Genomic DNA, 14,419 nt, shown 5'->3' on the forward strand with positions numbered 1-14,419 from the left:
TTATTCTACAGTAATTGAAAAGTTATTCTGACGCCTTAGTCAAAATAACTTTTCAATTTTTAATGTAAAAAAATAAATTGCTTGCTAATAAGTTGAAAAAAAGAGGTTATTTTTATCTCTTGTCGTATTACATACAAAAGGGAGGTGACTGAGATGTTAAAAAATGAAGAGTTTGCGCTAACAAAAGAATTAACAAACGAACAGCAAGAAGCTGCACGAAATTTTATTCAAGTGTTGTTCCAAGAAAATTTATCTGAATTTTGGAACATATTATGTGATATCGATAAGTCTCGTATTTACGGCTTGTATGAAGCAAACCATTATTATGATTCTGATATTGAACTACATGGGTTTGTACAAGAAATAAGAGATAATGTAAGAGCTGTTTATGCGCCTCTTCAAGGGCAAGGGGGTATTTCGACGAAGGTTCGATATACAAGCGAAGGAAAGATGTATGTATACATATTAGGCAGTGGCGAAAACCCTAAGGTATATCCTGTTGGATTAATGCCTGAAACATATATCGAACAAGAACGTTTTTCTCAGCGGCTTCAAATTAGCATTTATAACGACGAGTTTCGAAACGTTGCCCTATAAACCATATATATAGAAAAATAAAGAATAATAAAATTAATTTGTTAAAATAGCAATATTTGGGGTATGTAATAGGTATACCATTAAAAAGGGGTGAAAGAAATGCATTATTATCGTATTTCAGAGGGAGACCATGAAGAGTATTGTGAAACGATTCTGCTTCATGAAAAGAAGTTTTGCAAAGAAACATTTCAATCTATGGTGCGAGAAGCAATGAACAATAAGCCCGGTAAAATTGACCGTGTGGATATTGTTAAATATTTAATTGGTCACCATAGCTTTCAAGTAGCCCACATCGAAGCGGGATTTCATAGTACATACAGCGAGAAAGTGACATAAAAAATGCAGCACATCCTATACAACGAACTTTTCTTTTGAAAAGGGCGCTGTATTTTTTTTTGCTAAAAATAGAATGTTTCTAAGAGATATTCCTTTTAATAGTATAATAGTTAAGCGCTGTAAGATATACATATAAACATCACAAATACTTTAAAGAGAAAGGGTGAGGAAATATGGAAAAAGAAAGAATAGAAGAACTTGAACGAAAAATAAGCAGTTTAGAAGAAGACGTAGCTAGGCTAAAGTCGCTCGTATATAAAACAAATTCTCCAAGATCAAAAACAGTTCACGCTCCTCCCAAGCAGTGCGAGGAGACCACTAAACGTCCTGCTCAAACAGCAGCTAAAAGCTCACAGGCAATAGAAGAACCTGTTGATTGGGAAAAAGTCCTTTTTCAAACATGGCTGCCGAGAATTTTTATTTTTGTATTTATTATTGGCGTATTATGGGGATTTAAAGCAGCCTCTGACTATGGGTTAATGAATGAAAAAGCAAAAGTTGTTCTCGGTTTCGTTGTTTCAATAGGTTTTGCTGTGACAGGTCGTTTCCAAATTAAAAAGGGCAGGTTGGTGCTCGGGCGAGTACTTGTAGGAGGAGCTATTCCTATTCTCATGTTAACGACGTTTGCGATGCATAGCCTGTATCATTTAGCGGGACCAACGCTTGCTTTTATACTAAATGCGAGCTGGATTATCCTAGGGATTATCGCGACAGTCTTTTATCGTTCACAGGCATTAGGTATTATTAGCGCGGTTGGAGGCGTACTAGTTCCTTTTCTTATTGAAAGTAATTCGCCTAATGCGCTCGTTTTCATTGGCTATGAAACGCTTCTGTATATTGCCTTTTTATATGTGGCAATCAAACAAAAATATTCAATTTTATATGTTCTTTCCGCGGTACTATTAAATCTTACGCTACTCATTTATTACTCGTTTGTTGGTGATAATGGTGTAAAAGAGTTATTAGGTATGGCGATTCTTATTCAGCATTTATGCTTAATTTCTAGTTTTTTTCTATCACAGTCCGTACTCCAAGTATATGCGTTTACCCTTCTATCGAGTTTAGCAGTTACGTACAGCTGGCTGCTCGCCGTTTTTGACGATGGCACGACCACAATGGTGCTGCTTGCGCTAGTTATTATTTACGCAGTAGGTGTTTACGCAGTAAGAAGTTCTAAAGAGAAATTTGAATTTTTTATTACCTATTTAATTGTTGCAGTAGCGTTTTTTATTCATCAGCTCGTCGATTTAAGAGAAGGAGTCATTTTATATGTGATTCAAGGACTTGCTGTTTACTATATCGCCATGACGTATAAAAATCTACTTCATCAACTATTTTCTTATACAATTTATATACTGAGTGCAACGTATATCTTAGTTACACCAATCGAACAAGTGCTGTCTCTTCCGACATTAAATTGGCTTGTTGTGTTAGCTTCTATTCTAGTATTTATATGGATCAGCATTCAAAAAACAGAACAGGATGAGCACGATACGTTCAAAATTGGAGGAAGTATTGTTTTTTCTATTCTTTCTTTAATTTTTGCTACGGAAGTTACGGCCGCTGGCACCAATGATCTTTCCGCTAATCCGCAAACGCTTATTATGACGGCCGTTTGGTTAGGGCTGTCCATTGCAGCATTTGTAATAGGATCACTTAAAACGTTTAAAACAGCAACGTATATCGGTGTGGGCATTTTGTTCTTAACACTTTTTAAACTTGTTTTATACGATTTACCTTTTATCCCAATGGCTATACGGGCCTTGTTATTTATCGTCTTAGGAGCTATCGGTTTAATTATCTCGCGACTATTTTATAAAAAGAAGTAGCTAGAAGCTGAAGAGAAATTCTTCAGCTTTATTTATTATAATATTATTATGTAAACTTAATCTTGAAGTCGTACAAAAAGTATACAATCATGTATAATGGAACAAGTGAATTGGAGGTATACATAAAATGAAATCACTTGTATTAGCAGAAAAGCCAAGTGTAGCACGTGATCTTGCGCGCGTACTTGGCAGCACCCAAACAAAAAAAGGGTATATTGAAGGACCAAAGTATGTCGTAACATGGGCACTCGGTCATTTAGTTGAATTACAAACACCAGAGGATTATGATAACCAATATAAAACGTGGCGATTAGAAGATCTGCCAATCATGCCTGAGAAAATGAAATTAAAAGTAATTCGTAAAGTGAGTTCTCAGTTTCGCACAGTATCCGATCTAGCAAAAAGAAAGGATATTGGAGAGCTAATTATTGCGACTGATGCAGGGCGTGAAGGAGAACTTGTAGCACGCTGGATTATGGAAAAGGTACGCTGGAACAAGCCGTTTAAACGCCTTTGGATTTCGTCTCAAACGGATAAAGCAATTCGTGACGGGTTTAAACAGTTAAAACCAGGAACAGAGTTTAATCGCTTGTATGATTCAGCTGTTTGCCGTTCAGAAGCTGATTGGCTTATCGGTTTAAACGTGACGAGAGCGTTAACGACTAAATACGAAGAACCATTGTCGGCAGGAAGGGTACAAACTCCGACGCTTGCGATGATAATTGAGCGTGAACAAGTAATTAACACATTCAAACCTAGTGAATATTGGACGCTTACAGCTCAGTTTTCATCTTTTGAAGCGGCTTGGCAAAAGGGCAATGAAAAGCGCATTTTTGATGAAAAACGCGCAAAAGAGCTGCACTCAAAATTATCAGGTGAGGCAGTTGTAAAAACAATTAAGCGCAAAATGCATAAAGAAGCGCAGCCGCTTCCTTATGACTTAAACGAACTGCAGCGGGATGCTAACAAACGCTTTAACTTCTCTGCTAAGAAGACATTGAATGTACTTCAAAAGTTATATGAACAGCATAAGTTAGTCACATATCCACGTACAGATTCCCGTTATTTAACAACAGATATGGTTTCCACTATGAAAGAGCGTTTGGAAAGCATCTCTGCTGTATATAAAGAAGAGGTTCGTTCAATTTTAAGAAATGCACAGTTGCCAAAGCGAGTGGTTAATAACGAAAAAGTAAGTGATCACCATGCTATTATCGTAACAGATCAGCCCGTGTTTCTACAGGACTTATCAGCTGATGAACGAAAGCTGTATGACTTAATTGCAAAGCGATTTATTTCATTATTTTATCCTGAATATGAGTATGAAGTGGTTAAAGCAGAGCTTGAAGTAAATGGGGAACAGTTAGTAGCAAGCGGAAAGCAAGTCGTGAATGCAGGCTTCAAAAAAGTTTCTGGTGGAGACTCAGAAGCAACGGTGAAGCTGCCTGATATGGAAGAAGGCAGCAAGCTGCTCATTCAAGATGTAACGATGAAAAGTGCATTTACAGAGCCGCCGCAGCGCTATACAGAAGCGGATCTTCTTGGACAAATGGAAAAACATAATTTAGGTACTCCGGCAACACGTGCAGATATTATTGAAAAACTTCTGCAAAATGAGTCCATTGATCGCCAAAACAATCGTCTGCACGCAACCAAAAAAGGAAAGCAGCTGATTGACCTAGTAGCAGATGAGTTAAAGTCGCCTGAGCTTACGGCTAAGTGGGAACGTGACTTAGAAGCAATTGCTAAAGGAAAAGGAAATGCAAAAGAGTTCTTAACAAATATTCGCGAACAAACAGAAAAGCTAGTTAAGCAAGTAAAAACGAGTAATCAAACGTACAAACCTCATAATTTAACGGGCTCTAAATGTCCGGAATGCGGTTCTTTCTTGAAAGAAAAGAAAACAAAGCAAGGAAGAGTGCTCGTTTGTTCAAGCCTTGAGTGCAGCTATAGACGCGCAAAAGACCCTAAACTATCGAATCGACGCTGTCCGCAGTGTCACAAGCGAATGGAAATTCATTCAGGAAAAGCGGGCACGTATTTCCAATGCCGTTCATGTCAAGTAGTGGAGAAAGCTGAGGACAAAAAGAAAAAGATTTCAAAACGAGAAGAACGAAAGCTTCTTAACAAATATAATGATGACGGAGCATTTGGTTCAAGCTTGGGTGATGCTTTAAAACAAGCCCTTCAAGATAAAAAAGATAAATAATCTAGAAAAGTGCGATACCACGGTATCGCACTTTTTTCGTATAATATGGATTAAGTGATGAGTAAGTAAGGTGGAGTGGAACAATGAAAAGAAAAAGCAGGGGAATGGATCGTTTAATCGCGTTCTTTATAGTAGGAGCGATGGTACTAATCATTTTAGCGATACTAATGGGAAGCTATTTTTTTGGTTTTATAGGCTTCCTTAAAGTAATGGGAGTGGAATATGAGTCCTACTGGGCCATATATTTATTTCTATTTTTTATTTTTGTATTTGGCTTTATAGCTTTTTTCAAAGACACTCATTTTTTTAATGAAGAATGCCAGACTGAATAGAGTACTATTTGTAACATTTGCAGCTTCTGTAGATATATTTTTTACTTTTCTATCAGTTTACATAGCAGACTTGCTTGTGAGCGGAATTCGTTTATCTATTTTAGCGATGATTCTTTTATCCGTCTTATTTTTTTGGATGGAGAGTGCATTGGATAGTAAGTTTCTACGTAAAAAAACAAGCTGATGAAGTTTTTCATCAACAGCGCATCAGCAAGAAAAGCGCATCATATCAAGCTTCAAAGCTATTTAAAGAACCCTGTAACATATTTTTTTAAAAAAGTATGTGATTTTTTTCACATACCTCTTGAAAAAGGACAAACATGTTTGTATAATAAGAATTGTAAAAGATATGTGAAACATTTCACAATATATGTGAATAAATTCACAATATCATATTTTCTATAATCCTAAGGGGGATATCATCTATGAAAATTGCAGTAGTAGGGTGTACACATGCAGGAACGGCAGCAGTAAAAAATATGGCAGAACTTTATCCAGAAGCTAAAATTACAGTTTATGAGCGAAATGATAATGTTTCATTTTTGTCTTGTGGAATTGCGCTCTATGTAGGCGGGGTCGTAAAAGATGCAAATGGCTTATTTTACTCTTCACCGTCTGAATTGCAAGAGATGGGTGTAAATATGAAAATGAAACATGAAGTTACGAATATTGATACAGATGGTAAAAAAATAGCTGTACGAAATTTAGAAACCAACGAAGAATTTGAAGATACATTTGATAAATTAGTGATGACAACTGGATCATGGCCGATCATTCCAAACCTTGAAGGCATCGATTTAAATAATGTTGTGCTTTGTAAAAACTATCAGCATGCTAATCACATTATTGAAAAAGCGAAGCAAGCGAAGAAAATAGCCGTAATTGGTGCGGGCTATATTGGTGCAGAATTAGTAGAAGCATTCGAAGTGTATGGAAAAGAAGTCACGTTTATTGATAGTGCTGATCGCATTTTAAATAAATATCTTGATCCAGAATTTACGAATCTAATGGAAACTGAGTTTGAAAATCGAGGAGTTAAATTAGCATTAAACCAAGCGGTTACTAAATTTGTAGGCAGTGAGGGATCTGTTGAAAAAGTAGTGACAACTGAAGGCGAATACGAAGCGGATCTTGTTATTCTGTGTGTTGGCTTCCGTCCAAATACAGACTTAGTAAAAGGACAAGTAGACATGCTTCCAAACGGCGCAATTGTGGTTGATGAATATATGCAAACAAGCAAAAAAGATATATTTGCTGCCGGAGATAGCTGTGCCATTTACTATAATCCGATTAAGAAACATGCCTATATTCCGCTTGCTACAAATGCAGTTAGAATGGGAACATTAGTAGCTCAAAACCTTGTTAAGTCAACGATTAAGTATATGGGAACACAAGGAACGTCAGGTCTGCATATTTATGATTACAATGTTGCATCTACCGGCATAACTGAAACAGCAGCTTCTCTTTTTGATATGAATGTGAAAAGTATCACAATATCAGAGAATAACCGACCTGAATTCATGCCAACGTACGAAAATATTACGTTGAAAGTAGTATTTGAAGAAGAAACAAGACGAATTGTAGGCGCACAGGTTATTTCTAAAATTGATGCTACTCAAGCAATCAATACATTGTCTGTATGTGTACAGCAGGAAATGACCATCGATGAGCTTGGCTTTATGGACTTTTTCTTTCAACCGCACTTTAATAAGCCTTGGCATTTCTTAAACCAAGCAGGACTTCAAGCGCTTCAAGCATAAAAAAAGCAGGTGACTACCTGCTTTTTTTATGTAGATTTTATTATCTTTTTTATTTTAGCAGGTCTAAAGCGGATCCAGCCTATAATAAGAAGAATAAAAGGATAAAAAGCCCCTACGAAAAAACTATAGGGAATCCACGTTTCGGCTAACCATGTTTTTTGATAGATAATAGTTGGATAAACGATAATAGAAAAAGTTGTAACGATTAACCCCATCGGTAACGTTAGAAATCGAGTTTCGTTAACGTTAAAAATGTGGCAAAGCCCAGCGATAGAAGCATGAAAATAAAGAGAAACTTTAAAGAAAAGAGTAAGAAACCATATAATAGCAATAATTACTTCAATTCCTTGCAAAAAATTCCCCAGCTCAATTCGCTTAGCCATTTCGTATACAGGAAACATGGTAGTTGAAGAATGATAAGAGCCAATAACCATTATACAAAAGAGAATGATCGCTACCATAATAAATCCACCTAACAGACTTCCGCTCATTAAAGCTTTAGCACCTTTTTCAGGTTTTCTTAAATGAAGAGGAAATACCATCATTAAAGGAGCAAAAGTAAAATAAGTGATGCTAAGAAAGATGAAAACCGAATGAGTCAGCGGCTTTAAGTGAATATCTAATAAAGGCATAAGGTTTTGGACTTTCATTTGAGGAGTCAGTGAGAAGATGAAAATTCCGAGAAGGCCAATAAACCAAGGGAAAAATATTTCACAGCAGCGTGCGATGGTTTCTAGTCCGAGTCTTGCTCCGAACACAACCACAAGCATAAAAATAATGTGAATAGCAATCAGCGGCGTTTCCATCATAATATGTGTATTTAAAAAACTCCCCACGTAGTATACAATGCGGCTGCATGTTATGACAGTAGACGTGACAAATAAACAAGATACACCTTTTCCTAGATATTTTCCAAACACTGCTTCATTGATTTCTATCAGATTTTTATCTTTAAATAACAGTCCGAGAGCTATATATACTTTTACTAATACAAATCCGCATACTACTCCAAGGATAGCTGGAATCCAAGCGGTTTGTTTGGAATCTACAGTCATAGCTGCTGGAGCAATAACAATTGTGCTTCCAATTGTATAAAGCATAACGAGCATGCGAAATTGAATCGTTGAAATTTTAACTACAGGTTTCACTGTATTCACTTCCTCGTCTTAACGTATTAAGATAATAAATGAAATAAAAATATGCTGATTGGCTTGAAGATAGCAGCTGATAAATCAGAAGGATTTGGAACATTTAAACCAAGTGCTTTACAGATGCTTACCACCATTCCGATTGCAAGAACTGTATAGAATAGCCACAGTTCTTTCTTCGCTTTTTTATGCCGTAGTTTAGGTACTTCAAACCAAATGACGAGCGTGCAAACGATAAGTAAACCCAATACCCCTAGCATACACTAGCTCCTATACATGAATAATTAGTGTTATATTTTCCTGAAAAATAATTACTTATACTGAAGGTGCATTCTTTATTAAAGGTTTTTGAGTTTCTATCCATTGCTAGAACGCCGCTTTTTGTTTTGAATAAACCCTGCAATTAAAAGGAAAAGTGGATATAAGATGCCTACAAGTAAGCTGTAGGGAATCCACGTTTTTGTATCCCAATCCTTTTGATAAGAAACGCTTGGATACACAATAAGGGAAAGGGTAATCATGATGAGTGCGACTGGAAAAGAAAATAGCTTGTAATCCTTTATATGAAATACATTGGCAAACCCCAAAAGAGTAGCGTAAAAGTAAATGCAAAGCTTAAAAAAGAGAGTAATAAACCACAAAATAGCAATGACTACTTCAATTCCTTGAAGAAAGTTTCCTACATCAATTCTTCTTCCTAATTCATAGCTTGGAAACATGGTGATTTGGGAGTAATAAGGACCAAGTACTAAAATTCCGAGTAAGATTAACGTAACCATCACTAGTCCACCGGCTACATTACCTATATAAAAAGATTGAGTTGCCTTTTTCGTGTCTGGTGTATGGGAAGGGAAAATCATAAGCAGAATCGTATAAGTCAAAGAACTTATGCTTAAAAACGTTAAAACAGCACGAATAAAAGCTTTTGGATGGATTTCGAACACAGGCTGAAGATGCTCTATTTTAATTTGAGGATCATAGACACAATGAGAAGCCCGAATAATCCGACAAACCAAGGGAATAAAATCTCGGCACTTCGTGCAATAACCTCTATTCCTAGGCGTACTCCTACGATGACCACACCCATAAATGCAATGTGGATGGCTGTAAGCGGGGTGTAGGGAAGAATTTGTGTAGTGAGAAAATTCCCTACATAGTAAAGAACTTGACTGCTGATAAATAAATTGGATAACACAAAAACAGCAGAAACAATCTTTCCAAATAGTTTGCCAAAAATTTTTTCGTTCATTTCCATCAGCGTAAGCGTTGGAAACATTTTTCCTAGTGAGGTAAAAAGCAAAACTAAGCCAATTCCTAATGCAACACCGAAGAGTGCGGCAATCCAGGCATCTTGATGAGCATCAGCTGTAATAGCGGCAGGTACAACAATAATTGTGCTTCCGATGCTATACAAAGTTACTAATTTGCGAAACTGCGCAGCTGAAATATTGATTTCATTAAGCAAAATGAGCACATCCTTTTGCCATATACACTAATTAAGTGATCCAACGGAATAATAAGTGACTTAAAGGTTGAAACATTACTTCTACCCAATCAGAAGGGTTCGGTAGAGGCAGCCGAAAGATTTTTGCAAGAGCGATTATGATACTGATTGTCATGAACACAATAAAAATGTTCCGTTCCTTTTTATGAGAGTGTTGAGGTAATCTTTTTATTTCCATCCATATAATCCCTGCACAAATGATCAAAAAGGAAAGAAACAAGTGCATGCAGTCAACCCCAATACATTTTTTCGTTCAGATAAGCTATTCGTATGATGTCCGCTACAGAAAGTCATTATACATTTCTGTAGAATATAGAAAGTATTTCAGGAGATAGAAGATATTTTCTAGGGCTCTTATATGATTGAGGGGTTTGTTATGAGGAATATACACTTAGCTTTAACCTATTGAAGCGTTGTATGAATATGTAGAAAAATGCCACACTAAAGAGTGAACAAATGGAAAGGAGCACTATGATGAAAAAATTCCCATACAATAAAGATAAACAACAATCGTTTCAAGCAGCACAGCAGGGGCATAAAGAAGCAGTAGATGCATATGAACAGGCAAATGAAGCTAAAAATGATGCATCGTACGGCCATGAAGCGAAGCAAGCGATAGGTGAAGTGAATGAAGCCTCTCAGCAAATTGAGAATGCGCTTGAAAATGCTTCTGAAACACAGCGTCAGCGTTTAACAGAGTTTCAGCAAGATATAAAAGATATGGAGAACAACCTTAATCAATAAAAGAGCCGCTGTTTTACTTAGAACAGGTTCACAATAGGGTATAAATTGTAAAAGCAGAAGATAATGAACTTCTGCTTTTTTTATTGGTAGTGTGAACGTAGGTTTCGTGTATATAATTGCTTCTGGCTATTGTTTGGGGGAAAGGCGAAGACTTGCACGGAAATCAACAGTGGTGTAACAAATAATCCATCATTCCATTCTTATTTTAAAAGGTATAGAAGTTAAAAAAGTAAGAATCCTAATAAAAACAGAACGATAAGAATGGAAAGGGATTGTGACAGGAACATGCTAATAAATATACTAATAATGATTGTCGTATTGTACTTCATATATGTATTCGTAACTGCAGTGGTACTGTTTTATGTCCCTTTGCACAAGGGAAAAGACTTAAAAGTAATAAATACTGAGAATTTTTACGGAAAGGAAGAATCCACAGACCGGGTTATGCTTTTGGAAAACGGTTATTTTTCAGGGCTTGTTCGGATGCAGATGATTCAAGAAGCGAGGCATACAATTGATATTGCTTACTTTTCCATCGGTAAAGGTCGTTCTTCGGATTTACTTATGGGCGCTTTATTCGAAGCTGCGGATCGAGGTATACGTATTCGAGTGCTATTAGACGGGATCTCTCATGGATTAAAAGGCAAGAGAAAAAATGTTCTTTATGCTCTAGCTTTCCACAATAATATAGAATTAAAGTACTATGAGCCCTTCACTATTTTTAAACCTTGGACCTGGCATAATCGTCTTCACGATAAAATAATAGTAGTCGATGGCCAATTAGGTATTATTGGAGGACGAAATATTGGAGATAAATACTTGGCCAGTCAACCAGATAAAAATTTTGTCTATGACCGTGATGTGCTGATTTATAACACAAAGCAAGAAAGTCATAGTGTCATTCTCTCAATGGAGAAGTATGTAGAGAAATTATGGACTCATCCGTATACACGCAAAGCTTTTCAAAAGCTCAAGAAGACTAAACAATTTCGTGGTCTTTCAGGAAAAAAATTGTTGATAGATCAATACGAAAAGGCAAAAAAAGCAAACGAACCTTTTGTCCATCCTTATATTGTATGGAGAGAATCAACGATGCCTACAAGAAAGGTTTCTTTTATTACAAATCCTATTCAGAGAATTAATAAAAGCCCTTTTATATGGAAAACATTTATTAAGCTTTCCCAACAAGCTGAAAAATCCATTGTTGTTCAAAGCCCTTATATCGTACCAACAAAAGAGATGGAACGGTATATAGATAAGCGGGTAAAACCCAAAGTACAAAGAATTATTTTAACTAATTCTATTACATCCACTCCAAATGCTATGGCTTTTTCTGCATACTTGGGAGTGAAGAATCACGTCATAAAAGCTGGTTCAAAGCTTTATGAATATCAAAAGCCCTATTCAATTCACGGGAAATCTGTTGTTTATGATCAGCGTTTAAGTGCAGTTGGTTCTTTTAACTTAGATTCCCGCTCTGCATTTTTAAATACTGAATCCATGGTTATGATAGATAGTAAAGAATTTGCAGCCGAGTTAACAGGAGCTATTGAAACTAAAATTTCTCACAGTATGCTTGTGGGAAATGAGGGAGAACCTGTGGATTTTAATACGGATTCTCAAAAAAACGCGCCTCCTGTAAAATCTGCACTTCTACATATTCTTTCGGTCTTTACGCGATTTTGGAGACATTTTGTATAGTACTGTGTTACAGTAGAGTCTCTAAAAACAAATAGCGGAGATTAAAGAAGACTGCAGCTGGTGAAGGGAATGTGTAAAAAGCTGTGATATGCCTCACAGTTTTTTTGAAACTGCTAGTACTAGTTATGATTTATCAAAAGACCTATTGACGAAATTCCATATATGTTTTATTATGATATAGCGTCGTTAATAAACGAGGTTCTTTTGAAGAAATCATTTCTAGGGGCATAGTTTAAAGGTAGAACTACGGTCTCCAAAACCGTCAGTGTGGGTTCAATTCCTACTGCCCCTGCCATTTTGAAGTTATCTTTTAGTTCACACGCGGGTGTGGCGGAATTGGCAGACGCGCTAGACTTAGGATCTAGTGTCTTATGACGTGGGGGTTCAAGTCCCTTCACCCGCATCTTTACTTTCATATATGCGCGGAAGTAGTTCAGTGGTAGAACACCACCTTGCCAAGGTGGGGGTCGCGAGTTCGAACCTCGTCTTCCGCTTCTTTTCAAAAGCAGTTTGCATGTGCAAACTGCTTTTTTTGTTGTAGAAATAAAGAGTTTTATTATGCTGTTTTTAATCAGAAATATTTTATTAAAGCAGTACTGCTTATACGTGTTGTTTTCGTGAATATACACATAATATTGGGGTTACATTAAAAGCTAATGAACGATACGTGAAGACATCTAATATGGTTTTTAAGATAGGGGAGAGTCCTATGGAATCTAGTTGGTTTTCCATTATACCGTTTTTAATTGTTATTCCAATAGCTATTTTCACCAAACAAGTGCTGCCAGGGTTGTTTTTGGGCTTATTAGTAGGCGCTTATTTGATTGATCATTCGATTATTGGAGGTGTTGAAAAGCTACTTCACTACGTTGTACAAGCTCTTAGAAATAAAAGTAATATAGAAATCGTCGTCTTTTTATACGCGTTTTCAGGGCTTATCGGAATGATTAAGATGGCTGGAGGAGTTAAGGGGTTTGTGGAAACTGCTGCAGAAAGAATTGATACAAGAAAAAAAGCCCTTATTTTAACCTATGTTTCAACCATTGGGACATTCAGTGCTCCGACATTTCGTTTTGTTACGATCGCGCCCATCATGAGAGCGCTGCTGAAAAAAGTGAAAATGACGACAGCAGAGCTAGGTTTTGTTATTGAAACAACTGCTACTCCTGTTATCGTCTTAATTCCTGTGGCAACGGCATTTGTAGGATATATGGTATCAATCATTCAAATGGCGATTGATCATCAAGGCATAAAACAAGACGCTTATTCTTTGTTCATTCAAAGTATTCCTTATAACTTCTTTTCGATTGTAATTATTTTAGTAGGGATTTATTTAAGCTTTTTTCATCATTCAACATCTACGGCTCCTATGAAGCTTGAGGAAGAAGACGAAAAAGATTGGCATGATTGTCATCCTTGCGTATCGAAGGATTTGCCTTCTAAGCCTTGGAATCTCTTAGTGCCTTTACTTGTCGTGATCTCACTCACCTTACTTTTAACATGGTGGAGTGGACATCATAAAAGTCACACCTTTTTTGAAGCATTTATTAAAGCAGACGTACTAGAAGCGATGGTAGTAGCTTTGATTATGACTACGTTAATTACCCTCATTTTTTTCTTATTTCAGCGCTTTACATTACAGAATTTGCTTAATGGTTTTATCACAGGAGGCAATGACTTAATGTCCGTTATTCTGTTGTTATCGGTAGTATGGGGATTATCCGCTGTTACAGAAGACTTGGGTTTTTCGAATTTCGTGACGGCACATTCTAAGTGGATTCCTCAAATGTTTGTCACTCCTTTTATGTTTGTGTTTGGAGCTGCTATTTCTTACTTTATCGGGTCTGCTTGGGGGACGTGGGGGATTTTAATGCCGCTTGGCGTATCGCTTGCAAGTTCTGCAGACCTTTCTTTACCGTTGATTATCGGTGCGGTATTTGCGAGCGGTTCATTTGGAGCGTTTTCTTCACCTTTAAGCGACGATACGAATACCATCGCCAAAATATTAGATTTATCTGTTATTGAATATGCTAAGTATAAATTAAAACCAGCTTTAATTGCAGCAGGAATAACAGTTGCTTTTTATCTCGTTGTATCTTTCTTGTTTTGAATGAGAGAAATAGCCATCTAGTATCAATTTTTTAGTTTTTTCAGCTTAACGTATGCATACAGTCCTAATGATAGGCACACTAGTATGATACAAGTAAGCGGAAATAAGATGGTATTAACAAAATGATCATAAAACCATATATACACGAA

At 36.5% G+C, this 14,419-nt stretch carries 13 protein-coding genes and 3 tRNA genes; 12 read left to right on the top strand and 4 right to left on the bottom strand.

Annotated features, from left to right (window positions below; all coding sequences use genetic code 11):
• The first annotated feature begins 153 nt into the window (after positions 1–153).
• The 6 genes from MKY06_RS11410 to MKY06_RS11440 all read left to right on the top strand — a co-directional run bounded on the left by MKY06_RS11410 (position 154) and on the right by MKY06_RS11440 (position 7,063).
• Positions 154–597, top strand: coding sequence for a hypothetical protein (locus tag MKY06_RS11410; RefSeq protein ID WP_029321599.1), 444 nt, complete (start codon positions 154–156; stop codon positions 595–597).
• A 99-nt stretch (positions 598–696) separates the two neighbouring features.
• A complete protein-coding gene (locus MKY06_RS11415) occupies positions 697–933 on the top strand; it encodes a hypothetical protein (RefSeq protein WP_013056931.1) in 237 nt (78 codons plus the stop codon).
• Between the two features lie 173 nt (positions 934–1,106).
• Complete coding sequence (locus MKY06_RS11420; RefSeq protein WP_098322410.1) at positions 1,107–2,762, top strand: DUF2339 domain-containing protein; 1,656 nt, start codon at positions 1,107–1,109, stop codon at positions 2,760–2,762.
• A 127-nt stretch (positions 2,763–2,889) separates the two neighbouring features.
• Positions 2,890–4,971 carry a DNA topoisomerase III gene (locus tag MKY06_RS11425; protein ID WP_029321603.1) on the top strand — a complete coding sequence of 694 codons (2,082 nt, stop codon included), beginning with the start codon at positions 2,890–2,892 and terminating at the stop codon, positions 4,969–4,971.
• Between the two features lie 83 nt (positions 4,972–5,054).
• Positions 5,055–5,303, top strand: a complete 249-nt coding sequence (locus MKY06_RS11430) for a YrvL family regulatory protein (protein ID WP_063671503.1) — start codon at positions 5,055–5,057, stop codon at positions 5,301–5,303.
• A gap of 425 nt (positions 5,304–5,728) precedes the next feature.
• Entirely contained in the window at positions 5,729–7,063 is a 1,335-nt protein-coding gene (locus MKY06_RS11440; RefSeq protein ID WP_013056936.1) for an FAD-dependent oxidoreductase, read from the top strand.
• Positions 7,064–7,089: 26 nt separating this feature from the next.
• Here the strand turns inward: MKY06_RS11440 and MKY06_RS11445 are convergent, their stop codons facing one another.
• The 4 genes from MKY06_RS11445 to MKY06_RS11460 all read right to left on the bottom strand — a co-directional run bounded on the left by MKY06_RS11445 (position 7,090) and on the right by MKY06_RS11460 (position 9,676).
• Positions 7,090–8,211, bottom strand: a complete 1,122-nt coding sequence (locus tag MKY06_RS11445; RefSeq protein ID WP_013056937.1) for a GerAB/ArcD/ProY family transporter — start codon at positions 8,209–8,211, stop codon at positions 7,090–7,092.
• Positions 8,212–8,237: 26 nt separating this feature from the next.
• Positions 8,238–8,471: a hypothetical protein gene (locus tag MKY06_RS11450; RefSeq protein WP_013056938.1), complete on the bottom strand. Its 234-nt coding sequence runs from the start codon at positions 8,469–8,471 to the stop codon at positions 8,238–8,240.
• A 96-nt stretch (positions 8,472–8,567) separates the two neighbouring features.
• Positions 8,568–9,155 (bottom strand): GerAB/ArcD/ProY family transporter, encoded by a 588-nt coding sequence (locus MKY06_RS11455; protein ID WP_340960716.1) that lies wholly within the window; start codon positions 9,153–9,155, stop codon positions 8,568–8,570.
• Positions 9,156–9,169: 14 nt separating this feature from the next.
• Positions 9,170–9,676, bottom strand: coding sequence for a GerAB/ArcD/ProY family transporter (locus MKY06_RS11460; RefSeq protein ID WP_340960717.1), 507 nt, complete (start codon positions 9,674–9,676; stop codon positions 9,170–9,172).
• A 513-nt stretch (positions 9,677–10,189) separates the two neighbouring features.
• On the opposite strand from MKY06_RS11460, the gene MKY06_RS11465 reads away from it, so the two are divergent.
• The 6 genes from MKY06_RS11465 (at position 10,190) to MKY06_RS11490 (ending at position 14,270) form a co-directional block, all read left to right on the top strand.
• Complete coding sequence (locus MKY06_RS11465) at positions 10,190–10,459, top strand: hypothetical protein (RefSeq protein ID WP_013056940.1); 270 nt, start codon at positions 10,190–10,192, stop codon at positions 10,457–10,459.
• A gap of 306 nt (positions 10,460–10,765) precedes the next feature.
• On the top strand, positions 10,766–12,160 hold the full coding sequence (locus MKY06_RS11470) for a phospholipase D-like domain-containing protein (RefSeq protein WP_098278070.1): 1,395 nt from the start codon (positions 10,766–10,768) through the stop codon (positions 12,158–12,160).
• A gap of 221 nt (positions 12,161–12,381) precedes the next feature.
• Positions 12,382–12,455 (top strand) — tRNA-Trp (locus MKY06_RS11475).
• A 26-nt stretch (positions 12,456–12,481) separates the two neighbouring features.
• Positions 12,482–12,563, top strand: a tRNA-Leu gene (locus tag MKY06_RS11480).
• Between the two features lie 19 nt (positions 12,564–12,582).
• Positions 12,583–12,654 (top strand) — tRNA-Gly (locus MKY06_RS11485).
• Between the two features lie 215 nt (positions 12,655–12,869).
• Positions 12,870–14,270, top strand: a complete 1,401-nt coding sequence (locus MKY06_RS11490; RefSeq protein WP_043982340.1) for a Na+/H+ antiporter NhaC family protein — start codon at positions 12,870–12,872, stop codon at positions 14,268–14,270.
• Positions 14,271–14,419: the final 149 nt, after the last annotated feature.

Origin of the sequence: Priestia sp. FSL P4-0332 (assembly GCF_038005845.1) — a bacterium.
GTDB lineage: Bacteria > Bacillota > Bacilli > Bacillales > Bacillaceae_H > Priestia.